The sequence below is a fragment of the Adhaeribacter aerolatus genome, from assembly GCF_007991635.1.
In the GTDB taxonomy this organism is placed as follows: Bacteria; Bacteroidota; Bacteroidia; order Cytophagales; family Hymenobacteraceae; genus Adhaeribacter; species Adhaeribacter aerolatus.
On sequence record NZ_BJYS01000034.1, the window covers coordinates 15,726 to 40,841 of the forward strand.

The following is a 25,116-nucleotide window of genomic DNA, read 5'->3' on the forward strand; positions in this document are numbered from 1 at the left end:
GAAAAGTATAATTAATTACTGGCTGATTCTTTGGACCATTTAAAAGATAAATTAAGCACAAAAAATTTGAATCATAAATTTAAACCCTCTATTATTGTAAAAATTACAATAAGCCCTGATACATGTATTTACTCGGATATGATATTGGCAGTTCTTCGGTAAAAGCTACTTTAACCGATGCCGCTACCGGTAAGGCGCTGGCTTCGGCTTTTGCCCCTAACAACGAAATGGGAATGCTGGTGAAACAGGAAGGCTGGGCCGAGCAGGACCCGGAACTTTGGTGGCAGTACGTTACCGAAACTACCCGCCAGGTTTTAGCTAAATGCAACGTGGCCCCCACCGATATTAAAGCCATTGGCATTGCCTACCAGATGCACGGCCTGGTGGTGGTAAATAAAAACCAGCAGGTATTACGCCCATCTATTATCTGGTGCGACAGCCGGGCCGTAGCCATTGGCAACGAGGCTTTTAAAGGCCTGGGCGAAGAAGTTTGTTTGTCTAACTTCCTGAACTCGCCGGCTAACTTTACTGCCTCTAAACTGAAATGGGTACGGGAAAACGAACCCGAAATATTCAGCCAAATTTATAAATTCATGCTACCCGGCGATTTTATCGCTATGAAATTATCGGGTAAAATCCAGACCACCGCTTCGGGCTTATCCGAAGGAATTCTGTGGAACTTTAAAGAAAGTCGGCCGGCTTACGAGCTGTTGGAATATTACGGAATCAGCGCCGATTTAATCCCCGAAATCGTACCAACCTTTGGGATTCAGGCAGAAGTTTCGGCGGAAGCGGCGGCAACGCTGGGTTTAGCGCCGGGTACCGTAATTGGTTACCGTGCCGGCGACCAGCCCAATAATGCTTTCTCGCTTAATGTATTAAGCCCCGGCGATATAGCCGCCACGGCCGGCACTTCGGGCGTAATTTACGGCATCAACAATCAGATAAATTACGATCCGCAATCGCGGGTAAACTCGTTTTTACACGTAAACGGCACCGCCGAAAACCCGGTAACCGGCACCCTGATGATTGTGAACGGCACCGGTATTTTAAACTCCTGGCTGCGCAAAAACTTGTTTTCTTCGGAAAAATATAGCTACCAGTATTCTTACCCCGAAATAAACGAAATCGCGACCCAGGCACCGGCCGGCGCCGATGGCTTGCTGATTTTACCTTTTGGGAATGGGGCCGAACGTATTCTGCAAAACAGGCAAATTGGGGCGGTCATCAGCGGCTTATCGTTAACTACCCACACCAAAGGGCACCTGGCCCGGGCGGCGCAGGAAGGAATTATTTTTGCCCTGCGCTACGGCTTTGATATTATGAACGGCATTGGCATTCAGGCCAGAACGGTTAAGGCCGGCGATGCAAATATGTTTTTAAGCCCTTTATTTGCCCAGACTTTTGCCACCGTTACCGATACTACCGTAGAACTGTACAACACCGATGGGTCGCAGGGGGCAGCCCGCGGGGCCGGCGTAGGAGCCGGCATTTATCCGGATTTTCAAAGCGCTTTTGTGGGGCTGGCCTGTACCCGTACCATCGAGCCGGAAACCAGCCGCCAAGATTTTTACGAAGAAGTTTACCGGAAATGGTGCGCCTTGTTAGAAAACCAGCTGCGGCTCACCAAGACCACCTAATTCAAAATTTTATTATAGCCATTGTCAAAATAAAACCTAAACTATCCAGCTATGTCCATTAAAGTAGTAACCGGAAACAAAACTTATTTCCCCGGCATCGACCAGATAAAATTCGAAGGCCGCGAATCGAACAATCCTTTAGCCTTTAAATATTACGACGAAAACAAAGTAGTAGCCGGTAAAAGCCTGAAAGACCATTTCCGGTTTTCGGTGGCTTACTGGCATACTTTTACCGGCACCGGCGGCGACCCGTTTGGTCCGGGCACCCGCGTTTTTCCGTGGGCTACCAGCTCCGATGCGATTACCTGCGCCAAAGAAAAAATGGATGCAGCTTTTGAGTTTACCTCTAAGCTGGGCGCCGGTTATTATTGTTTCCACGATTTTGATGTGGTAGCCGAAGGCCAAAGCTTAGCCGAATCGGAAAAAAACCTGCAAACCATTGTGGATTACGCAAAACAAAAACAGCAGGAATCCGGCATTAAATTACTGTGGGGAACCGCCAATTTGTTTTCGCACCCGCGTTACATGAACGGCGCCGCTACCAACCCCGATTTTAACGTGCTGGCTTATGCCGCGGCGCAGGTAAAAGGTGCCATTGATGCCACTATAGCTTTAGGCGGCGAAAATTACGTATTCTGGGGCGGTCGCGAAGGTTATATGTCTTTGCTGAACACCAATACCAAACGGGAGCTTGACCACTTAGGCCGCTTTTTGGCGATGGCCCGCGATTACGGCCGCAAAGCCGGCTTTACCGGTACTTTCCTGATAGAGCCAAAGCCAATGGAACCTACGAAACACCAGTACGATTTTGATGCCGCTACGGTTATTGGCTTCCTGCGTCAGTACGGCCTGGATAAAGATTTTAAATTAAACCTCGAAACCAACCACGCCACTTTAGCCAACCATACCTTTGCCCACGAATTACAGATTGCTGCCGATGCCGGTATGCTGGGTTCGATGGATGCGAACCGTGGCGACTACCAAAACGGCTGGGATACCGATCAGTTTCCGGTTGATTTATACGAATTAACCGAAGCCATGCTGGTGTTCCTGGAAGCCGGTGGATTAACCACGGGTGGTATTAACTTCGATGCCAAGCTGCGCCGGAACTCTACCGATTTAGAAGATTTATTTATTGCGCACATTGGCGGTATGGACACTTTTGCCCGCGCTTTAATGGTGGCCCACGATGTTCTGGAAAAATCTGACTACCGCAAAATCCGCGAAAACCGCTATGCCTCTTTCGACAGCGGCGACGGCCAGGCTTTTGAGCAGGGTAAACTATCTTTCGAAGATTTGCATAAACTGGCTTCTCAGAACGGCGAGCCTAAACAAATTAGCGGTAAGCAGGAATTACTGGAAAATATTATTAACCAATATATTTAATTCCTTCTTGGGTTTAAGTACAGGAGAGGACGCATCGCCTGATAATATATAATAATCAGCCTTGGGTCTGAAAAATTTCTGTACCTGATCCAAATCTTGTCATTCAGGAGGAACCTTGTTGGCTGCCTGTTAACAAGGTTCCTCCTGAATGACAATAGTGGATTTTGCCAATCCACTCCCTTTTATTCATGCTTAACCAAAGTAATAGCTTGGAAAATAACATTGTTTTCACCTAAAAAAAAGGCCTTGCTACTACTAGCAAGGCCTTTTTTTTACAAGAATTTATTTTTTTATTTCGCTCCTCGGGCCATTTCCAGGGCTTTGGTGGTGGTATAATATTTGGCCAGCATGTTGGGCACCTCCCACTCAGGCAATTTGCCTTCGCCTAAATATTGTAAATACTTTTCCGTAACCTGACCAAAGTGCGCTTCGTGGCCGTTGTGGTATTTTTCGGGCACTTCCACTTGCCAGCCGGTTTTAATTTGCTTTACTTCAATTCCAGGGTAAGTGGCCTGCACTTTCGCCAAAGCCCCTTTCAGGCTGGCCTCAAAGGCTTTCATATCGGTACCTTTAGCCGGTTCTATATACAACTGGGGTTTGTATTTTTGTTCTTTTCCCTGCCGGATAACCAGGTTGGCTTTGGTGCCTTTCATGATAGAATAATGGGTATCGCCGGCGCCTTCCGGGGCTTCAAAATTCCAGATAACCGACACCTTGGCGTGCGTATCTTTCAACTTATAATTTATTTCGCCGTTGGCATAAACGCCCAGCATACTATCTTTTTCTACGCCTTTTTGCAAAAACTCCGGATAAGAAGTTAAAGCCGTCACCTTTTTAAACTGGCTCGGACTTAATGTCGTTTTCCAGCGGCGGGCCGAGTTGATAGCGATATCTTTGTTATAGTCGATTATTTGTTCCGGATAGCACTCCCACTGTACCAAATCTACCAGGTGGGTTGTTACGTCCACAATGCCTTCGCCCTGTTGGGTAACATCAAAAAACCAGGCCGGCCGCTTAATGGGCGCCCCCGATACATATTTAAAGAAGTGGTGCACGCTCTCTTTTGTAATGGCCGGGTCGGCTGGCGTACCTTTCTGTAAGGTGCCGAACACTTCCGGTAAGCGCGAAAACTCGCGTTGCAGCATGGTGGTTATTTCGTACCGCTCCGTCATGATATCGTATAGCAGAATATTCTTTTGTCCGGCGGAGGCAAAGGCCTCTTTTAATTGGGCGAAATCCTGGGTATTAATGGCCATGGGTTTGTCGGCGAGCACGTTAAAGCCCGCATCTATCGCCGTTTTAATGTAATCGGTCTTGCGGGCGTTGTTGCCGGCCATTACCACCACGTTGCCTTTATTTTCAGATACCATTTTTTGCAGGTAATCGGCTCCGGTATACACTACCTCTTTCCACTGCGTCGGATTTTCCGGACGGGTATTATAGGCTTCTATTTTTTTCAGGTGCTCCTGCACATCTTCACCGGCCGGGGCGTACACGTGTACCACCGGGTCTACCTGGTTATACATGGTTTTTTGTACCAGCGCGGCGTGGAAATGGCCCGGATCCAACGTAATTAATTTTATACTGCCGGCGCCTGCCGCCACTGATGTCGAGTCAGCACTGGCAGTGTCGGTTTCGGAGTTAGCCGTATTATTTTTAGAAGAGCAGGAAAACAGCAGGCATAAAGCTAAACCTGGCAAAGTAACCGTAGCTAAATTTTTTAACATTATTCTCTCAGAATTATAGTGGTGAATTTGATTCCGGCTATAAATTAAGGGGAGTTTACCCGGATCTAAATAAAAAATCTTAAAAATTATTCCGACAACGTTACCGGAATGCTTAATCCGGGCCAATTGCCGGAGTAATATTTCTCTTAAAGCCTCGCTGCGTAAAGTTATATACCAGGCTTATCAAAATCTTAGACCTTACGCCAACACTTGGGCTGCATAAGAATTCTGAAGTTAATTATTGTATATAAAGCCGGTTATTAGAATAATTAATTATTGGTCACAGACAAGTTTGGCGATTGCCGGCTCATCTTCTTCTACTTCGGGAAAACGAATTACGGCCGCATTCAGGAAAAATATATCGTGCTGGTCGTCGTTACCGGTTGATATTTCGCTGAAAAGGCATTTATCCGACTCCGGGTAAAAAGAATGATACCAACCCGGCAGGAGCGTGAGGCGCTCCCCGGAAGCCAAATGAATATTTTGCCCGGCCAAAACAGTTTGTCTCTGGTTATTTAGGTGAACCTCTATCGGAACTGGTGCGGCGGCATCGGATAGGCCGGGCCAAACCTGTATGGCTAAAGAACCGTTGCGGCAAACAATATCTTTTTTCTTGTGCTGGTGGTAATGCAGTGGCGTGCGCTGGCTTTTAGTAACAAACACCAACTTTTCGCAATATTCCGGTTCATTCGCTAAAATAATGCCCACCTGCCCTTCCTGCAAAAAATTATCCAGACCAAAATCTGTCACATCCCATTGGGGGCTGGGTGGCAGGCTCCAGCCATTTGCCTCCAGAAATTCGGCCGCGTGCCGGATTGCCGCGTTAACCTCTGACCTTTTCATCTCCGGAATAATAGCAGAACCGTAAATTCTCTGTTTACAAGCACAACAAAATATTCAAATACCACCGCATTCGGTTGTTCTTTAAAGAGCTTATAAAGTCATACGCAAAAGTAAATTCAAGGGCTAAAGCTGGTATTGATTTTTGATAAAAAGCTAAGTTAATTCAGGAAAATAGGGGTAACTGTTAATTCTAAAAAAGGAAACGTGTTCTTATACAGTTCAGAATAATATAATATATTCATAAATTCTGTTATTGATATACGCCTGTTCTGGTTGAGAAAAAACTTTTGCGGCCTTTAACAGTTATGCCTAATTGGTAGAAGCCGTAAAGAAATAATATATGTCAAAAAAAATTATCGTTGCTGGTGCAACAGGCAATTTAGGAGGAAAAATAGTAAATGCATTATTAAAAAATGGTGCAGAAGTTGTTGCTATTACCCGATTGAAAACAGACAAAAACAAAATTAATGCATTAGAAAAGAAAGGCGTTACCGTTTTTCAAATTGATACTTCAAGTATTCCAGAAATAGCAAAGTGCTGTAAAGGAGCAGACTGTGTAGTTTCAGCATTATCTGGCTTAAGGGAAACTATAATTGATGCCCAAAAAATACTAGTAGATGCTGCAATTAGAGCAAATGTAAAGAGATTTATTCCCAGCGATTATGCAATTGACTTTACTAACCTTATGGAAGGTCAAAACAGAAATTTAGATTTAAGAAGGGAATTTCATAAATATATAGAAGACAAACCTATCAATGTTACAACAATATTCAATGGACCATTTATGGATTTATTGACAACGGATATGCCATTGATATTATTTAAACATAAGAGAATACTTTGTTGGGGCAATCCTAATCAAATGATGGAATTTACCACCACAAAAAACATTGCTGACTTCACTGCCCAAGCTGCTATGGATGAGGAAACACCAAGAAATTTATACATTGCCGGCGATAAATTAACCTGTAATGACTTTGTAGAACTCTTAACTAAATTGACAGGAAAAAAATTTAAATTATTAAAACCTGGCGGTATTTCTCTTTTAAATTTTCTAATTAAGGTAACCAGATTTTTTTCACCATCTAAAAATGATTTATATCCAGCATGGCAAGGAATGCAATATATGAGAGATATGATGGAAGGAAGAGTTGTATTTCAGAAATATGACAATGAAAGATACTCCAATATTAAGTGGACTAATGTGGAAAATTTTTTGATAAATGAAAATATAAAATTAAGAATAAACTAACGACAGAAAAACAAGAAAAGCATAACAGTACCTATAGGCAAGCAAGGGCTCAGTGCTTATTAGCGCCAGAAAATGCTAAATTTAATGTTCAGTCCTTCATAAGAAATTAAGTGCTAAGAATCTTTGCCTGCGTATAGCTGCAAATCCTTAGAAGCAAACCTTAGATTACCACAGAAATTAATTAATAATGCCAAATGGATAAAAGTGAGTTAGACAAGTTAGTGATAATAATTTTGCTTCCAGGCAACCCTAATAAATGGTGGAAAACATTTCACCCATAAAAATTGTGAGAATTAAATAAGAACAGAATTTAACAGAGCCAAACAATTTTTAATTTACCTTAGTGACCCGCCAGCTTAAAATTAGATAAAAATGATTCAGAAATCATCTATACTAAAATTAAGGCTATTATTATTTGCAAGATAACTTTCTAAAAATCATATTTAACCAGCACCAAGTGGTATCATTTATATAATATCTTATAAGATTTAATACAAAGGAAAATGCAGAATAAAAGGGAAAAGTTACTAGGTAGGCTAAGATCTCATTATCGCCTTGAATTTTTTAATGCATTCGGCTTACCTTTTTTATTTGTTCTTAACAGCATTGTTCATAAACAACCTATTGGAATTAACTCCATAGCGGCATTTATTCTGAATGGAATAATTCTTCTTGAAGGTTCCTTTCTTTGGTATAGCATTTATCGTAAACTCACCACCAAGCTTAATACTGACTTCATTAGTATTTTACGACTTTTCAAATTTATCAATTTACTTCTAATAATATTGACGCTGAATTTAATCGTTGTTAATCAATTTAAAAGTACTTTCGAACAGGTTGGGGCAATTGCTTTTTTAATTTTAGCCATACTGGAACATATAAATTACTTTGAGGTTCAGTTGATGTATGATAGCAAAAATGATTTAAAGTATTTGCAATTATTTAAAAAACTGAAAATATCTAAGTTGAAAATTCTTATTAATAATTATAAATAGGGTCAATTGCCAATCTTTCCGCTGCTTTCATGACGGGTCGGCGCACCTTATAAAGCAATATTTAGGTAACCAAAGAATTCAAAATAAAAAATACAAAGCTTTATTTTAATTATATAACTGACATTTAGTTGTTGTCATCCAAATTATGTATTAATGAAAGAGAGCGTAATAGAAGCGAACAACATTAAACTTTATACAGAAGGTTATGGCAATATAGGTAATCCAGCCATTTTACTGATAGCAGGTGCAACAGTTTCTATGCTCTATTGGGACGAAAATTTCTGTCAGCGATTAGCCAACAATGGATTTTTCGTAATTAGGTATGACAACAGAGATGTGGGAAAATCGACCTATTATGAACCAGGTTCAACCCCGTATGACATTGTTGATTTAACGGATGATGCTATAACTATCTTAGACGGTTACCAAATTGAAACGGCACATTTGGTTGGCATGTCATTAGGTGGATTAATCGCACAAATAGCCGCCATAAAATATCCTGACTGGGTTAAATCCTTAACCCTCCTATCAACTGGACCTTGGGGTGACTCAGAGCCCAATATTCCCCCAATGGACTCCCGAATTATAGACTTTCACAATAAATCGGGAACGGTTGATTGGACGCATGAAGATAGTGTTGTGCAATATTTGGTGGAAGGAGCAGCCTTAATGAGCGGAAGAAAACAATTCGACCAGAAAAGAAGTGAGAAATTAATAAGAGCAGAATTTAACAGAGCCAACAACTATTTAAGTATGTTTAATCATGCCGCCTTACAGGGCGGTGAAACATATTACAACCGTTTAGAGGAGATTAAACAACCCACTTTAATAATTCATGGAACAGATGACCTTATCTGGCATTTTAAACACACAGGCGTTTTATTAGATAAAATCAAAGATGCTACATTAATTCAATTAGATGGAACAGGACACGAATTACATTTTGAAGATTGGGACACCATTATTGCAGGAATATCAAAACATGTAAAGGACAACAACTAAATAGCCAGGTTCCCCAAAAAGCCATTTAGCCCAAAGCACTTGGGTAGTATCTGAAGCCGGTAACCTGCCTTAAAATTTCATATACCGAAACCAATAATCGTCCACTACTTATTACCGGCACTATCACTGGTCATCATTCGAATAAAATAAATATTAATGAACATACAGATAGAATTAGTTTTAATTGGTTTATCAATTCTTTTTTTTCTAAGTATTCTGGCGGGTAAAGCCAGTTCTAAATTTGGGGTGCCTGCCTTATTACTGTTTTTGTCGGTAGGTATGTTAAGTGGAAGCGACGGGCTGGGTATACAATTTGAAAATATTCAGGCGGCCCAAATCATTGGCACCATTGCCTTATGTATTATTCTTTTTTCCGGCGGCCTGGACACCAAGATTGCCGAAATACGTCCCATTTTTGCCCAGGGAGTAGTATTAGCTACGATTGGGGTACTTTTAACGGCCCTTATCAGCGGGGTTCTTATTTGGTGGATTTTAGGAATGACCATGCAATCGGCCGGGGTAGGTTTATTAACCGCAATGCTGTTGGCTGCCACCATGTCTTCCACCGATTCGGCCTCTGTTTTTTCAATTCTTCGCTCAAAAGGGTTGCACTTAAAGAATAATCTCCGGCCCATGCTGGAGCTGGAAAGCGGCAGTAACGACCCCATGGCCTATATTCTGGTAATTACCTTGATAGAAATTATTAAACTGGAAGCAGTTCCTAATTACTGGCTGGTTGGATTTCAGTTATTATTACAGTTGATTATTGGGGCCCTGGCCGGTTTTGCGCTGGGTAAATTAGCCGTGTATGTTATAAACCGGATCCGCATCGGCAACGACTCGCTATATCCCATATTAGTTTTTACCTTCTGTATTTTTATATTCTCCCTAACCTATTTTATTAAAGGCAATAGCTACCTGGCTGTTTATATTGGTGGATTGGTAATCGGAAATGCCAAGTTTGTGCACAAACGATCCTCACTTAATTTCTTTGATGGATTAGCCTGGATGAGCCAGCTATTGATGTTCTTAACTTTAGGTTTGCTGGTTAATCCTGCCGAGTTAATACCCATTATTGTACCCAGCCTGATAATCAGCTTTGTTATGATATTTATTTCCCGGCCGTTAACTGTTTTTCTTTGCCTGCTTCCTTTCTGTAAAATGGCTAATAAAGATAAAACCTATATCTCCTGGGTCGGACTCAGAGGAGCGGTTCCGATTATTTTTGCCATCATACCCCTGGCGGAACAGGTACCCCACGCGAGACTCATCTTTAATATTGTTTTTTTCTGTACCCTGGTATCGCTGTTAGTACAAGGCACCTCGCTGCCTATTATGGCAAAATGGCTGGGACTGGCAGAGAAACCACGTGAAATTAAAAAGCTCCGGGATTTTGATGTTGAATTCTCGGAAGAGATAAAATCTATAACGGCCGAAATAGAAATTAGCAGGAACATACTGGCCTTTGGCAACCGATTAATGGATTTGCCGCTACCGGATAAAACCCTGGCCGTAATGGTAAAAAGGGGTGATAAATATTTTGTACCGAAAGGAAAAACCATTATTCAGGAGCACGATATATTATTAATTATAACCGACGACCATGAGGCTTTATTGGAAACTTATAAAACTTTAAAAGTAGATTCTACCAGTTAAATATTATTGAATTACGTTTTCAAAGATGCAGAATTGGGAATAGGATACGGAAACTACCCGTTCCACAGTTTGGCTGCGGACTTGCACTTGTTCCCGCCGCATAAAATTAAAAAGATGCTAAAACAGCTTCTGGAATTTAAACAAACCGACCGGAAATGGCATTTCGGGGTGCTGGCCGGCTTATCGGTGGGTATTCCACTATTGGCTGGCTACTATACCGGCAATATGCCGGCCGTTAAATTGGCCTCGCTGGCCGGATTGGTGATTTTGTATATTCATTCCCAAAACCTGGCCCACCGGATGATTACCCTGATGGCTTGTTCCTTTGGCATTATGGTTTCCTTTTCGGTCGGAATATTTTTCGGGTTTAACCCTTACGTAGCTTCCTTTGTTTTGGGCTTGTATGCTTTTGCGGTGCACCTGGCTTTGTATTACTTAAAAATGGTGCGGCCACCAGGTAATTTTTTCTTTATTATGGTGGCTTCGGTGGCTATTAGTATGCCTTATCAAATAGAAACCATTCCTGAAAAAATAGGTTTTGTAGGTATTGGCACCATGATTTCCTGCACTCTGGGCCTGCTCTATAGCCTGGTAACGCTCCGTAGAATGCCACCCGCTCAGGAAGTAATTAGCCTGGCGCCAGGCAAATACATTAATTTTATTCAATCGCTAACGTTCGGCTTATTTGTTGGATTGGCTTTGCTGGTAGCTTATTTATTAAAGCTCGACAGCCCGTACTGGGCTCCTACCTCCTGTGCCGCCGTTATGCAGTGAGTTAGTACCAAACATATCTGGCAACGGAGTTTACAGCGCGTTATCGGCACACTGGTTGGATTAAGCTTAACCTGGCTTATTTTGTACCTGCAACCCTCTCTCCTGGCTATTTGTATCAGCATCATTCTGTTACAAAGCGTAGTTGAATTGCTGGTGGTCCGGAACTATGGCATTGCGGTAGTTTTCATTACCATTCTTACTATATTCCTGGCCGAATCCGGCGAAACATTAACTAATAGCCCCAATGATCTCATATTTACGCGCTTTCTGGACATCCTGACCGGGAGTGTAATTGGTGCCGTGGGCGGTTGGATATTGTATAACGAAAAGTTACATTTTATTACTACCCGGCAGCTTCGGAAAACCAGAATGGTTATTTTGCGTCGGAAATAACATACGGCCCTGTTTTAAAACTTTTGAATTACAGGTTTTCTTATCCTATGTTTTACATCTGCAGCACTTTTTCCCAAGTCACCGGATCCACCGGTACGCCTAAATTAATATTTTCCTGACGGGTGCGCCAGGTATTTTCGCCGGGGTACAAAATAGCGCTACCGGGGCTTACCGGTGTACTGCTTTTAATAAAATCTACGGTTCGCCGGATAATGTCATCGGTAAATGCACTATCCTGAAACTGACTTACGTCCAGGCAAATAAATACCTGCGACACGCCGTATTCTTCTTCTAAACCGGCAATATCGGCGGTGGTCCGGCCGCCAGCCAATATGCCTAAGGCTAAATCCAATAAAATACTTAAGCCAGATCCTTTCCAGAAGCCAATGGGCAATGCCCTTTCGGTGGCCTCGATGGCAGCCGGGTGCTGGGTTAAATCTCCGGCTGCATCGTAGCCGCCGGGTACCAGCAGTTCTTGTCCGGCCTCGGCGTACTTCCGCAGTTTGCCGTACGAATACTGGCTCATGGCCATGTCCAATACCACGTGCTGCCCGCTGGAATGCGGTACCGCCACTACAAAGGGGTTATTGCCAATGGCCGGGGTTTTGCCGCCCCACGGCGGCATGTTCGGAATAGTATTAGTAAAGCAAAAAGCCACGCAGCCGGCGTCGGCCGCCTGCCAGCCGTACGTTCCTCCCCGCATCCAATGATTGGTGTTGCGGAGCGCCACCCCACCGATGCCCGCTTTTTTGGCCAGCGCAATAGCCTGGTTCATGGCTGCAAAAGCGTTTAAATTTCCTGGCCCCTGCTGTCCGTTCCACCGTTCAAAACTCCCGTGTTTATGTTCTAGTAAGGGTTCAGCATCCGGAATCACATATCCTTTTTGTAGATACTGCATAAATCGCGGGAAACGGTTCAGGCCGTGAGAATAGATGCCGTCGCGGTCAGTTTCGGAAAATAACCGGGCACAAAGCGTAGCCCTTTTTGCCGTAATGCCTTTTTTTTCCAGAATTCGTTGTAATTCAGCTTGCAGGGTAGCGATTGGTATGCGCATCTTTAACTTTTTTTCGGCCTTAATATTAAAGCTTAATTTGGCAAGGACAAGTAATTAAGCCCGGTAAATTGAAAAACGTTACCTGGCGTACCGTTGAACCATTTTAATTCAGTTGTATACAGCTGGTAATATTCCCACTGGATATAACAATAAAGGCGCTGGTTGAAATTGAGATGTATTTTCGCCCACCACTTGCTGGTATTAAGCCGCAACAAAGGCACTAATTGAAAAAAGTGGTATCTTTAATAACAATCATCTTAAATATATTACTGCCTCTTCTTAATATATTACATGAATGGTCGGTTTTATAATGGTCAGTTCTATTTGTCTATCTTTTGAAAGATTCCATCTTTCCATGTTCAGGTGCTAACTGTATTGAGAGGTCTAAGAAGCCTCAGGGCTGGCGCCCCCCGTTTGGCCGCTCGGGCTGCTCATCTTTCCTTTGCTCGTACCTCGCAATGCTAAAGCACCGGAAGAGCATCTTCCCAAAGGCCCTCATTGTCCAAACTGCTGTAATATGCCAGTAGATAATGCATTACCAGGTTCAATCATTATTAAATACTAAACCTTCCCAACAAAGCTATTCAGCGATGTTCCGGTTCGGCCGAACTCCTTCCCTGAATCAGGGAAGGTGCCCGGAGGGCGGAAGGGTTAAACGCTTTTAGGAGAAAGCAAGTGCCGCCCCACAAACGAAAGCTAGCAAACACGCTAAAGAATAGCAAATAACCTTGGACGGACTACAAAGAATCTTTTCCCCTGCAATAATTCCTTTCAAGGCGCAGTTTCTGTTTGATAATAGTATTTACAGCCTGCAAATATTGAAGCCAGCCGCTACCAATAACACAAAAAAACGGCCGGAAATTAATCAGGCCGTTTTTGGTTTGTCTTTATGGTTCTACTTACGCCAGTATTTTGGTTAAGTTTTTATAACTGGTGGTAATGCTGTCGAGTGGGTTCCCGGGGGTCTGGTCTTGCTCTACGTAATAATATTTAAGACCAGCAGTTTTAGCGGCGGCAAAAATCGGTTTAAAATTTATTACACCGTTGCCTACTTCGGTAAAAAATTTCTTTTCGGTTTTATCCATGTCTTTAACGTGCCACATCTCGAACCGGCCCGGATATTTTTTAAACAAGCTTACCGGTTCGTTGCCCGATTTTACGGCCCAGTATAAATCCAACTCCATTTTGGCTTTGGTTTGCGAAAGCAGCAGATTGTAAGGTACCTGGCCTTCCAAAGTTTCGAACTCAAAATCGTGGTTGTGGTAGGCAAATTTAATTCCGGCTTTTTTACAGGCCTCATCGGTTTTGTTAAACAAGGCAATGTGGCTTTTATACTGATCCAGGGTTTTCCGCTCATCCGGCATTAAATACGCGCAGGTTAAATATTCCTGGCCCGATTCGGCCGCCATATCTACCAGTTTCTGCATATCGTTTTGCAAAGTAGCAAAAGGCATTTTAGGTCCGGCCGAACCTACCATTACGTGGGAGCTGCGCAACTTCATACCCATATCGGCCAGCATACTGGTAAACTCTTTCGGCTTCAGGCCATAATAATGACCTTTAGAACCCGCCGCCGACTCCATATTTTTATACCCGATGGCTGCAATTTTTTGCAGGGTGCCTTTCAGGTCTTTTTCCAGGAGGGTGCGTACGGTATACAGCTGCAGGCCGGGTGCAGGCAGGCCAGGTGCTGCTTTTAACAAATGAGGTGCAACTAAGGCCCCGGCCGTAAGCATACCGGCCTGCTTTAAAAAGGCTCTACGATTTAAATTCATGTAATATTCTATTATGGATTGTGGGTGGAAAAATTTAAAGATTCAGACTTATAAAACAACTTACATACCAGATTTCCTGCGCTACAAAAATTACCCGGCTTGAAATATATCATTAATTTATTTCCGGTAAAATACTCACCCGGGTATTTATGTAAAAGTAGCTAAATATTTAATCACGCGTTTTAAATACGCAAAATAAACCTGTCATTATCAACAATTTACCTTTATTTATTGACCAACAAAAATGACCGAACCTGTCCTTCCTTTAAGAATAAAATAATGGCGCCGTTAAAATTAAAAAGTTGTCTGTGTTACTATACTTTTTTCCGTCGGTTTAGTGTTTTATTTTTACCCTTGTTCCTGCAGGTCGCGGCTCAGAACAGCCCTACAGCTTGCCGGAATTAGTGTTTTAGATATTGCCTTACTATCCCATGACCGAAGAACTGGCTTCCCTGAAAACTGCCTTGTCAGGAGATTTTTATTACCGCGAAACCGGCATTGATAACGCCATGCGGATGGTTTACGCCACCGATGCCTCCATTTACCAGGAAAAACCGCTGGCCGTGGCTTTACCTAAAACGATAGCAGATTTAAAAACCCTGATACAATTTGCCCGGCAGCAACAGGTAACGCTCATTCCGCGGGCAGCGGGTACTTCTTTGGCCGGACAGGTAGTAGGCCGCGGCATTGTAGTGGATATTTCTACGCACTTCGGCCAGATCATGGAAATTAATGCCGCCGAAAAATGGGCGCGGGTACAGCCCGGCGTTATCCGCGACGATTTAAACAAGCACCTGCTCCCCTATGGCTTAATGTTCGGGCCCGAAACCTCCACGGCCAGCCGGGCCATGATTGGCGGTATGGTGGGGAATAACTCATGCGGGCTGCACAGCATTAAATGGGGCAGCACCCGCGACCACCTGCTCGAAGCCAAGGTATTATTAAGCGATGGTTCCGAGGCCACTTTTAAAGCTTTAACCCCGACCGAGTTAGAAGTTAATTCCCAAGGAGCTGACTCACAGGAGAAAGCTATTTACCAGGCGGTGGGTCATTTATTAAACCAACCGCAAAACCAGCAACTCATCCGGCAAAACTTTCCTAAAAAAACAATCACCCGCCGTAACACGGGCTATGCCCTGGATGCCTTGCTCGATACCCAGCCATTTGAAAACCCCTTGGTACCGTTTAATTTATGCCGGTTGGTGGCAGGGTCCGAAGGAACGCTTTGCATTTTAACCGAACTCAAAATTAACCTGCTGGATTTACCGCCCAAGGAAAATGCGCTCGTCTGCATCCATTGCGAAACGTTGCAGGAATCTTTACAAGCAAACTTAGTAGCTCTGCAACACGACCCCACAGCCTCAGAACTGGTAGATAAGCGGATTATGGATTTTACCAAAGACAATCCGGGCCACTTACCCAACCGTTTCTTCATCCAGGGCGATCCGGAAGCTATTTTAATGGTAGAATTTTTCGCTGACACCCAAGAGGCCGTACAGGAACGTGCCCAAAATTTAGTGGCGGATTTAAAAAACAATAATATCGGCTACGCTTACCCGATATTGGTGGGGGCCGATGCCAACCGGGCCTGGGATGTAAGAAAAGGTGGTTTAGGCCTACTGCGCAACATGCCCGGCGATACCCAACCGGTAAATTTAATCGAAGATTGTGCCGTAGATGCCGCCGATTTGCCGGCCTACGTAGCCGATGTAGACGCCATGCTCCGCCGGCATAACCTGGTAGCCTCTTATTATGCCCACGCCGGGGCCGGCGAACTGCACATCGAGCCCATGCTGAACCTGAAAACGACCACCGGAAAAAATTTATTCCGGCAGGTACTGGCCGATACCGTTGAAATATTAAAAAAATACGACGGCTCTTTAAGTGGTGAGCACGGCGACGGTCGGTTGCGCGGTGAGTTTATTCCCGAAATAATGGGACCGGGTGTTTATGAGTTGTTCCGGCAGGTAAAACAAGCCTTTGACCCGCAGCATATTTTTAACGCCGGCAAAATTGTGGATACGCCACCCATGGACGAATATTTGCGGTACACGCCAGAACAGGAAACACCCAAGCACGCAACCGTTTTTAACTTTACGAAAGAAGGCAGCATCTTACGGCTGGCCGAAAAATGTTCGGGATCCGGCGATTGCCGCAAAACCAATTTAACCGGTGGTACCATGTGCCCCAGCTTTATGGCCACCCGCCAGGAGCACGATACTACCCGCGCCCGCGCCAATATTTTGCGTCAGTTTCTCACCCACTCTGCCAAACCCAACCACTTCGACCACGAAGAAATCCGGAGTGTTATGGATTTGTGCATCAGCTGCAAAGGCTGTAAAACCGAATGCCCGTCGGGGGTAGATGTGGCCAAAATGAAAGCCGAATTTCTGCAACATTATTACGATGCCAACGGCGTGCCTTTGCGTACCCGGCTTATCGGGAATTTTACAAAATTAAATTCGCTCGCCTCCATATTACCCGGCGCTTACAATTTACTCATGAGCGATAACGCTACCGGCAAACTGGCGAAAAAAATGATGGGGTTTGCCCCGGAGCGCTCCCTGCCCCGCCTGCACCAAACCACTTTTATCGCCTGGTTTCGGAAGTGGCGCGCCCAAACGCCGGCTCCAGCTAATGCCCCCCGGGTTTACTTATTTGCCGATGAATTTACTAATTTTAACGATGTAACCGTCGGCCAGAAAGCTGTACAATTGCTCCACGCCCTGGGTTACGAGGTACTGGTACCCAAACACGAAGAAAGCGGCCGCACGTATCTATCGAAAGGGTTGCTGCGGGAGGCCCAAAAGCTGGCTATCAAAAACACCGAACTCCTGAGCCAGGTACTCGCCGACGGCTCGCCAATAGTGGGCTTGGAACCCTCGGCTATTTTAACCCTCCGGGATGAATACCTGGATTTAGTACCCGATGCTTTATTGCCGCAAGCCCAGGCTATCGCCAAACAAGCCTTTTTAATCGATGAGTTTCTGGCTACCGAAATCAGCCGGGGCCAGATTAAACCAGAGCAGTTTACCACCGACGGAAAAAATATACAAATTCACGGCCATTGCCACCAGAAAGCCTTGTCTTCGGTAAACGCTACCGTTAAAATATTGTCGTTACCTATTAACTATCATGTAGCCGTTATTCCGTCGGGCTGCTGCGGCATGGCGGGCTCTTTTGGTTACGAAGCTGAACACTACGAGGTGTCGATGAAAATTGGGGAATTGGTATTGTTTCCGGCGGTGCGGGCAATGTCCGACGAGGTTCTGGTAGCAGCGCCAGGCACCAGTTGCCGCCACCAGATTAAAGACGGCACCGGCCGTTTGGCCTTACACCCGGTAGAAATCCTCTGGGATGCCCTGGTAAAATAAACCTGGCCACCTTGTACGGGAAATAGATAGCAGCAATAATCCAGCCCCACGCTGTAGTTTAAGCTAAGGCTCCTGCCAAATACCAGTTTAGGCTTCTTTACAAACGCCTGCTTCTACTGTGATATTTGGTTGGGCTGTAGCTCATCCCGGCTACAGCCGACAGTGTTTGCTGCTCTTTAAGCGCTCCCAAAGCAACCTGCGCCTTGAAGACAGCCGTAAATATTCCCTTACTTTTTCATCTTTGCCACCTTCTTAAATTAGTATTGCTAAACTTAACTCGTGGCCTATTTTTGCCACGGTGTTATAGTGTAAGAAACTATTTTTAAATAAGGTTGACTGCTATCCCATAATTTGAATAGGAACAGGAAAACACTAAACTAAACATTCCGGTTTTAACGCTGTATTACATTAGAGCATAAAAATTTGTTTCTGCCTACTTTTTTTATAAACATAATTTCATGATTCCTAAACCGGTACCGGTAGAACCTACGTTGGCAAATTCTTTACTCATCGGCTCAGGCCTATTCTGGACTTTGACTTACCTGCTTATTTTGCGGCGCGGGACTAAAGACCAGATATATGGTATGCCGGTGGCCGCCTTATGTGCAAACCTGGCCTGGGAGTTTATTTTTGCCTTTGTATTCCCGCATCCGTATCCGCAACGGGTCGTAAATTATATCTGGCTTACCTTCGATTTAGGTATTATGTGGCAATACCTGAAGTTCGGTAAAAAAGAATTCCCGGCAGGGTTTTCTTCCCCCGTATTTTATTTAAACTTTCTTCTGGGGCTGGTATTTTCGTCTTTAATAATTGCTTTTATATCCGTGGAATTTGAGGAATACATCGGTTATTACGCTGCTTTTGGTCAAAACCTGCTCATGTCGGTGTTGTTCATCGCCATGTTATTCAAGCGAAATAATGTGAGAGGCCAGTCGGTTTACATTGCTTTATTTAAAATGCTGGGGACCATCCTGGCTTCCATTACTTTTTACCTGTACTTTCCCAAATCGTACCTGCTCCTGCTGCTCTATTTTGCCATATTCTCTTACGATATTATTTATTTATTCCTACTCCGGAACAGGTTGAAAGCCGAAGGATTCCAACCTTGGCAGCGGTGGTAAACCTATATTTTAATTGCGCGATAGTAGGCTTGCGTTTTTTATAGAACAATGGTCCCATTCCTTTACTTTATTTTTCACATTGCAGATATATTATCAATTCAAGAAAGGCATTTATGTAACATAACTTGACTTATAAGCCAACTATTGACCCAGTTTTATGCAGCAGCGGCATTCCGAATTAGAAGCATAAATATACCTCTAAAAATAGGGGCGTGCTATTTCGTCTGCCATGGCCAGGTTAGCTGCGCGCTTACTTAAATCGGCTTTTTGCAACGCAGATTTCAACGCCTCTCTATCCAGATCCTGACAATAGGCCGGCTCACCCGGTTGCTGTCGCCATGACTCCGACAACGAGCCGGCGTCAATGGCGTCGAAGCCAATCTCCTCAATGAGTCGCATGACAACTTGCTTTTCCCGCTCCTCATTACCGGCAACAGATAGGGCAATTCGATTCGGGCTTCCGGCTGGAACAGCCTTCGCAGCTAAGCTGGGGGCAACGATGTTGTTAAAAGCCTTGATCACCGGATGGCCAAGCACCTGGGCTACCCATTCGCTGTCCGTTAGTCCACCTTCGATAGCAGCATTCCGCCCGTCGCGAGAAGGATAGTAATTACCCGTATCGATAATGATGGCCTGGGAAGCGGCCAAAATGGATATCGGAAGGTCTACAATGGCCTTCTCAGGGATAGAAATAATAATAAGGTCTTTAGCGCCGGCCGCTTCTTCTGTCGTCACGGGAGTCGCGCCGGTTTCCGCCGCAACTTTGCTTAAAGAGGCCGGGCCTCGCGAGTTCGCAATCATAACCTGGTGTCCCAGATTGGTCAAATACCGAGCGAGTGTGCTGCCTATGTTACCGGCTCCAATAATTCCTATTTCCATAGCTGTATCTATTTTGGTTTAATTTATTAAATATTACTTATTACACTACGCTAACTTTACTTGGCGAGGAAACGCGAGGGTCAATTCCATACTGTTCCGGAGCACCAAGGTGTTCGCGTAAAGTCTTGCCTGCATAATCCTGGTGAAAGAGACCGCGTTCTTGCAGGATAGGAACCACTTCATCCACAAAGGCATCAATGCCATCTGCGTTAACGTCGGCGGAAATCCAGAAACCATCGGCGGCTCCAGCTTCAAACCACGCTTGCATATGATTGGCTGCCTCCATTCCCGGCCCCACAATCACGGGGTGATAATCAATCACACCGTGGGCCAGGACATCTCGCAGGCGCCACCCTTCTTTTGCAATCTTCAGGGCATGACGTGAGCGAGGGTCAAACGGAGATGGGCGGGCAGCCTCCAATTGTTCTTTTGAGAGCGGTTCGTTCAGACGGTTAATATCAAGGCGTACGCCGAGCATCTGTTGAAGATACGCCACGCGTTGCGGAAAAAGGTGTTCCGTGAGTTGAATCCGGCGATCGAGTGCCGTGCGTCTATCTTTAGCGATGGTGGTCATAAGGCCGGGAATGTATTTTATCTCATCCGGATTACGACCGTAACGTTCTGCTGCTTCCCGGAAAGCATTACGTTGGGCACGTGCATCTTCAATGGTAAAAGCGGCGCCAATAACGGCATTGGCGAAACGACCGGCCAGTTCATGCGCATTAGGACTGCCACCGGCATGAAAAATGATAGGCTGACCTTGTTCCGACGGAGGAATGTAGAGTGGTCCCCGAGAGCCCACATATTTTCCTTTTAAATTGATTGGAAGGATTTGTTCGCTCTTGGCAAATTGTCCGCTCTCCTGGTCATGTACCCAGGCGTCTTTTTCCCAACTGCCCCAAAGTGCCTGGATGAGCTGGATAACCTCATGTGCCCGTCCATATCGTTCCTCACTGGACGGGATAGTTCTGCCGTAGTTTGCTGCGACTGCCTCACCACTGGAGGTAACGGCATTCCAGCCGGCACGACCATGACTCATAACATCCAGTGCTTTAAATTGCCGGGCTAAATTGTACGGCTCATTAAATGTCGTAGAGCCGGTGGCCACCAATCCGATGCGCTTGGTTTCGCGGGCAACCGCAGCCAGCGTGAGCATCACATCCAGGTTAAAACTTGGCGCTTCATTTTCTATGTCCGCCAGCATCGCACCCGGACCATCCGGCAAAAAGATAAACTGAAACTTCCCACGCTCCGCTGACTGAGCCTGTTTTACCCGCGCATCAAAACTGGTATAACTGGTCGGATCAACACCCGGCATGCGCCATGCTCCGGGCTGAGAACCGTATCCATTGCCTAAATGCAGGCCGATAAGCATCTTCTTATCCACCTTGGTGCTATTTTCTATTTTTTCTTGGGATAAGTCCATCCTGGTAATTTTAAAAATTACATAAATAACACCCGGCTTAAGCGGACACCATAATCGGCATCCGGGTTCGTGGTGGCATCTCCCAACCGTTCTTGAAATGCTGCTACGGCCAAATCGCGTCTTTTAGGTAATCGCGCCTTATCAGCTGCGGCAATAGCCGCCGGTAGTTCTTTTAACGAAAGGTCGGTGCAGTAGCCAGGCGCACCTGGTTGCTGCCGCCAAGATTCTTGCAAGGCACCTGCGTCGAATGCATCAAACCCAGTATCTTCTACCAACGTCCTAGTTACCTTTCGGTCAAGTTCCCGGTCGGCGGCTATAGGGATAGCAATTCGGTCAGGGCTTCCGGCCGGTTTACCTTTTTTTGCAAAGGAATCGGAACCAATGGCATTCCAGGCTTTTGCCACCGGACGCCCTAACTGTTCCTGCACCCATAGACTTTCGACCTGACCGGCCTCAATGCTGGCAATTTTGTTATCCCGGGCCGGATAGTAGTTGGAGGTGTCAATCACAACCGTATTTTCCGGAACACCCGTAAAAAGGGGTGCAATCTCGGGAATGCGATTTAGAGGTATGGATATAATAATAACCTCCTTGTTTATAATAGCCTGCTGAACGGTAACCGGCTTTGCCCCGGTAGCCAGCACATCAGCCCCGATGTTTTCCGGACCGCGCGAGTTAGCAACATGTACTTCATGTCCTGCCGCACTCAAGGTCAAGGCTAACGTTTTACCAATATGGCCGACGCCAATAATTCCTATTTTCATACTTTTCTACTAATTTATTTTTAACCAAACTTAAAACAGGAGAATTGTTTTAGAATCGACTCCTGAATGGCCTCCTGGATGCCGGATGGATAAATAACAGGTTAATAATGGGTTGCAAAATTAAGACTATTTACTTTACTTTGTATAGTACTTTCCTAAAGGATAGTAGAATATTTTAAAACGAAGACTTATGGCAGCAAAAAAAGGATACTTATCCTGCCTAGACACAGTTAAGCCGGTGCGGGATGCGCTGGAAGTAATTAATGGCAAGTGGAAATTACCCATCATCATTTCGGTAGCAGTGGGTAATGAACGATTTACCGATATCCAGGAGAGTATTCCCGGTATTACCCCGAAAGTTATGGCCAAAGAACTAAAAGAATTGGAGCAGCACCAACTGATTAAACGTGTGGTAGTAGAGGATTACCCGGTTAAAATCTTGTATAAACCAGAACCCTATACCGATACCTTGACGCCTATTATTGATGCTTTGAAGCAGTGGGGATTAAACCACCGGCAGAAAATTTTTCACCCAGAAGTGTCTAGAGTAAATTAGGACAAAAGCCAGAAATAACCTTTATTTAACCTAATACCAGTTATCGGCAAAAACGCGTTTACAGCTTTCTGAACGAACCTATTTCTAAAATATTTTCTGGTACTTTTGGGGGGAAATCAACGGACAAGCTTTTCCCGGTGATTATTGCATCTTATTTCCTAAATTATTCCAAACCTGCGCTACTTTTAAACTACTTGGGCTTTTGAAGGCTATTGGCCAGCAAATGACTATTAATAGCAAGACGGCAATCGCATTAAACGCAGCATACTTTTGATATTATTTAGGGTAGAACTTTATTCAACAGCAGCAGGTACGCGAAGCCACTGAACAAGGAATGCTCTTTTAAAGCTGCTAACTATTAAACAAAACTTTTTATAGAAAGCAGGTTTGTTAATCTCAGAAGCTAAGAATTAAAGTTATTAAGTTCAAATTTCGTAACACCTGTAAGTAGTACTTGCTACTTCACCATACTTTGGGCGTCGATTAATTTATTTTCCTGGCCATTATGCACGGCATAATTAAAGCCGGGCTGCACACTGTAAGCGCCGGTTTCGCCGGCTTTATTCATAGCCAGAAAACCTACCTGTAATTCTTTATAGTTTTTCTGTTTTTTTACAATGCGTTCTACGGCCGCCCGGCAGGCATCCTGCGGCGAAAGCCCCTGCCGCATTAATTCCACTACCAAATGGCTGCCCACCATTTTAATAACCGCTTCGCCTAAACCGGTAGCACAAGCCCCACCTACTTCGTTGTCGACGAATAAAGCAGCGCCAATGATGGGTGAGTCGCCAATCCGGCCATGCATTTTCCAGGCGGCACCGCTGGTCGTACAGGCCCCGGACATGTTACCCTGGGCATCAATGGCCAACATGCTTATTGTATCGTGGTTTTCAGCGTTTATTACTGGTTTGTATTTAGAGGTTTTCAGCCATTCTTTCCAGGCTTTGGCGGCCTGGGGCGTTAGCAAATTTTCTTTCTTAAATCCGTGCGCCAAGGCCAGCCGTTGTGCCCCCTCGCCTACCATAAACACGTGCGGCGTTTTTTCCATAACCAGCCGCGCCACCGAAATTGGGTGTTTAATATTTTGCAAAAAGGCGACCGAGCCGCAATTGCCTTCTTCATCCATAATGCAGGCATCCAGCGTCACTTTCCCTTCCCGGTCGGGGTAACCACCGTAACCAACCGTAGTTACTTTCGGGTCAGCTTCCGTTACTTTCACGCCGGTTTCTACGGCATCCAAGGCCCGGCCTTTGGCATTTAATACTTGCCAGGCGGCTTCATTGGCCGCCAACCCGTGGTTCCAGGTAGAAATTACAATGGGTTTTATGGCGGATAATGGCTTTCGGATTTGGGCAAATAAAGGAAGCTTGCCAGCCAAAGCACTCAGGCCGGTTGCCCCCAAAAAAGACTTCAGAATAAATTTACGACGGCTATTCATGATATATTGTTTAAGCGCGGACATTCACCGCCTGCAGGGCTGCCTTAATTTTGCCGGCATCGGCAATTGCTAATTCGTATTCGGGCAGGCGCAGTTCGCCGCCCATAGACACGCGCTCGTTGCGGTACTGCATGTTGCCCGGTTGTTTCCTGCGGGCTGATAAATGAAATTCAGGGGCGCCGGTTTCCCGGCAAATACGGGCAATATTGCGTTCGGTAATACCGCCACCCGGCATAATAATAATCCTGCCGGCGGCTTGCTGTACTAACTGTGCTATCAACTCCGAGCCTTCCAATGCTGATTTTTCCTGCCCTGATGTTAACAACCGATCCACTCCCATGGAAATTAATTCCTGTAAAGCAGCTAAAGGCTCCGGCACCATATCAAACGCCCGGTGAAAAGTGACCGACATGGGGCGGGCCGCCGCAAATAATGCACTGGTCCGTTCCTCATCGATGGTACCATCGGGGTTTAAAATACCTATTACCACGCCATCGCAGCCCGCTTCTCTGGCCAAAGCGATGTCGCGCAGCATTACCTCAAACTCCAAATCGGAATAACAGAAATCGCCACCACGGGGCCGGATTAGCACGTGCAGGCCAATGCTGATACTTTGGCGGCTTACTTCTATTAAGCCCTGGCTGGGGGTTAATCCACCCTCAAACAAACCGGAACATAACTCTACCCGGGCGGCTCCTGCCTGCTGCGCCTCCAAACAAGATATTACCGAATCGGTACAGATTTCGAGCGCTATGGTGGGGTTATTTTTATCTGCAAGCACTTGGTAAATATTCAAAATTCGTAATTAAAGGTATAAAGGTACTGGCGCAAAACTTATTTCTGAATGGATAATGAGTAATTATTCAGAACCTGGAAAATCCCCAACGATGTTGCGGCATTCTCTATTTAAAAGTAGAATATTCCTTTCTATTTTCAAACAATCGGCCGCCTGCACGTAATATTTGATTCGAATACCAAGTAGTATTCACGCTCCTCCAAAAGAGATTCTTCGGTTCTGTCATCCTGGAAGAAACTATTGGTTAAAACGGCTTACAGATGAA

General features: G+C 44.9%; 20 protein-coding genes. 11 read left to right on the plus strand and 9 right to left on the minus strand.

The annotated features are described in order from the left end of the window. Positions 1-122: 122 nt before the first annotated feature. Both AAE02nite_RS20055 and xylA read left to right on the plus strand, forming a co-directional pair. Positions 123-1,640, plus strand: a complete 1,518-nt coding sequence (locus AAE02nite_RS20055; RefSeq protein WP_146902105.1) for a xylulokinase — start codon at positions 123-125, stop codon at positions 1,638-1,640. Between the two features lie 51 nt (positions 1,641-1,691). Beyond that, positions 1,692-3,026, plus strand: coding sequence for a xylose isomerase (gene xylA, locus AAE02nite_RS20060; protein WP_146902109.1), 1,335 nt, complete (start codon positions 1,692-1,694; stop codon positions 3,024-3,026). A gap of 290 nt (positions 3,027-3,316) precedes the next feature. On the opposite strand, the gene AAE02nite_RS20065 is transcribed toward xylA, so the two are convergent. Continuing rightward, the gene (locus AAE02nite_RS20065; RefSeq protein ID WP_146902112.1) at positions 3,317-4,753 is read right to left on the minus strand and encodes a putative oxidoreductase C-terminal domain-containing protein; all 1,437 of its coding nucleotides are present in this window, start codon (positions 4,751-4,753) and stop codon (positions 3,317-3,319) included. 273 nt (positions 4,754-5,026) lie between these two features. Then, complete coding sequence (locus AAE02nite_RS20070) at positions 5,027-5,596, minus strand: D-lyxose/D-mannose family sugar isomerase (RefSeq protein WP_146902115.1); 570 nt, start codon at positions 5,594-5,596, stop codon at positions 5,027-5,029. Between the two features lie 340 nt (positions 5,597-5,936). On the opposite strand from AAE02nite_RS20070, the gene AAE02nite_RS20075 reads away from it, so the two are divergent. The 6 genes from AAE02nite_RS20075 (at position 5,937) to AAE02nite_RS26765 (ending at position 11,668) form a co-directional block, all read left to right on the plus strand. After that, entirely contained in the window at positions 5,937-6,848 is a 912-nt protein-coding gene (locus AAE02nite_RS20075) for an NmrA family NAD(P)-binding protein (protein ID WP_146902118.1), read from the plus strand. Between the two features lie 503 nt (positions 6,849-7,351). Next, complete coding sequence (locus AAE02nite_RS20080) at positions 7,352-7,843, plus strand: hypothetical protein (RefSeq protein ID WP_146902121.1); 492 nt, start codon at positions 7,352-7,354, stop codon at positions 7,841-7,843. 153 nt (positions 7,844-7,996) lie between these two features. Next, on the plus strand, positions 7,997-8,845 hold the full coding sequence (gene estT, locus AAE02nite_RS20085) for a macrolide hydrolase EstT (protein ID WP_146902125.1): 849 nt from the start codon (positions 7,997-7,999) through the stop codon (positions 8,843-8,845). 156 nt (positions 8,846-9,001) lie between these two features. Next, a complete protein-coding gene (locus tag AAE02nite_RS20090; protein ID WP_146902128.1) occupies positions 9,002-10,501 on the plus strand; it encodes a potassium/proton antiporter in 1,500 nt (499 codons plus the stop codon). A gap of 114 nt (positions 10,502-10,615) precedes the next feature. Beyond that, entirely contained in the window at positions 10,616-11,275 is a 660-nt protein-coding gene (locus AAE02nite_RS26760; protein WP_246151196.1) for an FUSC family protein, read from the plus strand. A gap of 15 nt (positions 11,276-11,290) precedes the next feature. Then, positions 11,291-11,668: an FUSC family protein gene (locus AAE02nite_RS26765; RefSeq protein WP_262713471.1), complete on the plus strand. Its 378-nt coding sequence runs from the start codon at positions 11,291-11,293 to the stop codon at positions 11,666-11,668. Positions 11,669-11,720: 52 nt separating this feature from the next. Here AAE02nite_RS26765 and yiaK read toward each other — a convergent pair whose 3' ends face one another. Both yiaK and AAE02nite_RS20105 read right to left on the minus strand, forming a co-directional pair. Then, a complete protein-coding gene (gene yiaK, locus AAE02nite_RS20100) occupies positions 11,721-12,722 on the minus strand; it encodes a 3-dehydro-L-gulonate 2-dehydrogenase (RefSeq protein WP_146902131.1) in 1,002 nt (333 codons plus the stop codon). Between the two features lie 899 nt (positions 12,723-13,621). Continuing rightward, positions 13,622-14,497, minus strand: a complete 876-nt coding sequence (locus AAE02nite_RS20105) for a sugar phosphate isomerase/epimerase family protein (protein WP_146902134.1) — start codon at positions 14,495-14,497, stop codon at positions 13,622-13,624. Positions 14,498-14,928: 431 nt separating this feature from the next. Here AAE02nite_RS20105 and AAE02nite_RS20110 point away from each other — a divergent pair, with 431 nt between their 5' ends. Both AAE02nite_RS20110 and AAE02nite_RS20115 read left to right on the plus strand, forming a co-directional pair. Beyond that, positions 14,929-17,871, plus strand: a complete 2,943-nt coding sequence (locus AAE02nite_RS20110; RefSeq protein WP_146902137.1) for an FAD-binding and (Fe-S)-binding domain-containing protein — start codon at positions 14,929-14,931, stop codon at positions 17,869-17,871. 458 nt (positions 17,872-18,329) lie between these two features. After that, the gene (locus tag AAE02nite_RS20115; RefSeq protein ID WP_218033528.1) at positions 18,330-18,992 is read left to right on the plus strand and encodes a transmembrane-type terpene cyclase; all 663 of its coding nucleotides are present in this window, start codon (positions 18,330-18,332) and stop codon (positions 18,990-18,992) included. 198 nt (positions 18,993-19,190) lie between these two features. Here AAE02nite_RS20115 and AAE02nite_RS20120 read toward each other — a convergent pair whose 3' ends face one another. From AAE02nite_RS20120 to AAE02nite_RS20130, 3 genes are read right to left on the minus strand one after another with little or no spacing between them, the layout of a single operon-like run. Then, complete coding sequence (locus tag AAE02nite_RS20120; RefSeq protein WP_146902140.1) at positions 19,191-19,871, minus strand: NADPH-dependent F420 reductase; 681 nt, start codon at positions 19,869-19,871, stop codon at positions 19,191-19,193. A 40-nt stretch (positions 19,872-19,911) separates the two neighbouring features. Further along, a complete protein-coding gene (locus AAE02nite_RS20125) occupies positions 19,912-21,297 on the minus strand; it encodes an NtaA/DmoA family FMN-dependent monooxygenase (RefSeq protein WP_146902143.1) in 1,386 nt (461 codons plus the stop codon). 17 nt (positions 21,298-21,314) lie between these two features. After that, positions 21,315-22,061, minus strand: a complete 747-nt coding sequence (locus AAE02nite_RS20130) for an NADPH-dependent F420 reductase (RefSeq protein WP_146902146.1) — start codon at positions 22,059-22,061, stop codon at positions 21,315-21,317. Positions 22,062-22,251: 190 nt separating this feature from the next. Between AAE02nite_RS20130 and AAE02nite_RS20135 the strand changes: the two genes are divergently transcribed. Next, complete coding sequence (locus AAE02nite_RS20135; RefSeq protein ID WP_146902149.1) at positions 22,252-22,617, plus strand: winged helix-turn-helix transcriptional regulator; 366 nt, start codon at positions 22,252-22,254, stop codon at positions 22,615-22,617. A gap of 457 nt (positions 22,618-23,074) precedes the next feature. Here the strand turns inward: AAE02nite_RS20135 and AAE02nite_RS20140 are convergent, their stop codons facing one another. Next, positions 23,075-24,055 (minus strand): isoaspartyl peptidase/L-asparaginase family protein, encoded by a 981-nt coding sequence (locus AAE02nite_RS20140; RefSeq protein ID WP_146902152.1) that lies wholly within the window; start codon positions 24,053-24,055, stop codon positions 23,075-23,077. Positions 24,056-24,065: 10 nt separating this feature from the next. Beyond that, entirely contained in the window at positions 24,066-24,836 is a 771-nt protein-coding gene (locus AAE02nite_RS20145; protein WP_146902155.1) for a copper homeostasis protein CutC, read from the minus strand. Positions 24,837-25,116 lie beyond the last annotated feature (280 nt).

What these genes read in the sequence shown, in the direction of transcription:
- AAE02nite_RS20055 (WP_146902105.1), top strand. Translation starts at nt 123, where the DNA reads ATGTATTTACTCGGATATGATATTGGCAGTTCTTCGGTAAAAGCTACT.
- xylA (WP_146902109.1), top strand. Translation starts at nt 1,692, where the DNA reads ATGTCCATTAAAGTAGTAACCGGAAACAAAACTTATTTCCCCGGCATC.
- AAE02nite_RS20065 (WP_146902112.1), bottom strand. Translation starts at nt 4,753, where the DNA reads ATGTTAAAAAATTTAGCTACGGTTACTTTGCCAGGTTTAGCTTTATGC.
- AAE02nite_RS20070 (WP_146902115.1), bottom strand. Translation starts at nt 5,596, where the DNA reads ATGAAAAGGTCAGAGGTTAACGCGGCAATCCGGCACGCGGCCGAATTT.
- AAE02nite_RS20075 (WP_146902118.1), top strand. Translation starts at nt 5,937, where the DNA reads ATGTCAAAAAAAATTATCGTTGCTGGTGCAACAGGCAATTTAGGAGGA.
- AAE02nite_RS20080 (WP_146902121.1), top strand. Translation starts at nt 7,352, where the DNA reads ATGCAGAATAAAAGGGAAAAGTTACTAGGTAGGCTAAGATCTCATTAT.
- estT (WP_146902125.1), top strand. Translation starts at nt 7,997, where the DNA reads ATGAAAGAGAGCGTAATAGAAGCGAACAACATTAAACTTTATACAGAA.
- AAE02nite_RS20090 (WP_146902128.1), top strand. Translation starts at nt 9,002, where the DNA reads ATGAACATACAGATAGAATTAGTTTTAATTGGTTTATCAATTCTTTTT.
- AAE02nite_RS26760 (WP_246151196.1), top strand. Translation starts at nt 10,616, where the DNA reads ATGCTAAAACAGCTTCTGGAATTTAAACAAACCGACCGGAAATGGCAT.
- yiaK (WP_146902131.1), bottom strand. Translation starts at nt 12,722, where the DNA reads ATGCGCATACCAATCGCTACCCTGCAAGCTGAATTACAACGAATTCTG.
- AAE02nite_RS20105 (WP_146902134.1), bottom strand. Translation starts at nt 14,497, where the DNA reads ATGAATTTAAATCGTAGAGCCTTTTTAAAGCAGGCCGGTATGCTTACG.
- AAE02nite_RS20110 (WP_146902137.1), top strand. Translation starts at nt 14,929, where the DNA reads ATGACCGAAGAACTGGCTTCCCTGAAAACTGCCTTGTCAGGAGATTTT.
- AAE02nite_RS20115 (WP_218033528.1), top strand. Translation starts at nt 18,330, where the DNA reads ATGATTCCTAAACCGGTACCGGTAGAACCTACGTTGGCAAATTCTTTA.
- AAE02nite_RS20120 (WP_146902140.1), bottom strand. Translation starts at nt 19,871, where the DNA reads ATGGAAATAGGAATTATTGGAGCCGGTAACATAGGCAGCACACTCGCT.
- AAE02nite_RS20125 (WP_146902143.1), bottom strand. Translation starts at nt 21,297, where the DNA reads ATGGACTTATCCCAAGAAAAAATAGAAAATAGCACCAAGGTGGATAAG.
- AAE02nite_RS20130 (WP_146902146.1), bottom strand. Translation starts at nt 22,061, where the DNA reads ATGAAAATAGGAATTATTGGCGTCGGCCATATTGGTAAAACGTTAGCC.
- AAE02nite_RS20135 (WP_146902149.1), top strand. Translation starts at nt 22,252, where the DNA reads ATGGCAGCAAAAAAAGGATACTTATCCTGCCTAGACACAGTTAAGCCG.
- AAE02nite_RS20140 (WP_146902152.1), bottom strand. Translation starts at nt 24,055, where the DNA reads ATGAATAGCCGTCGTAAATTTATTCTGAAGTCTTTTTTGGGGGCAACC.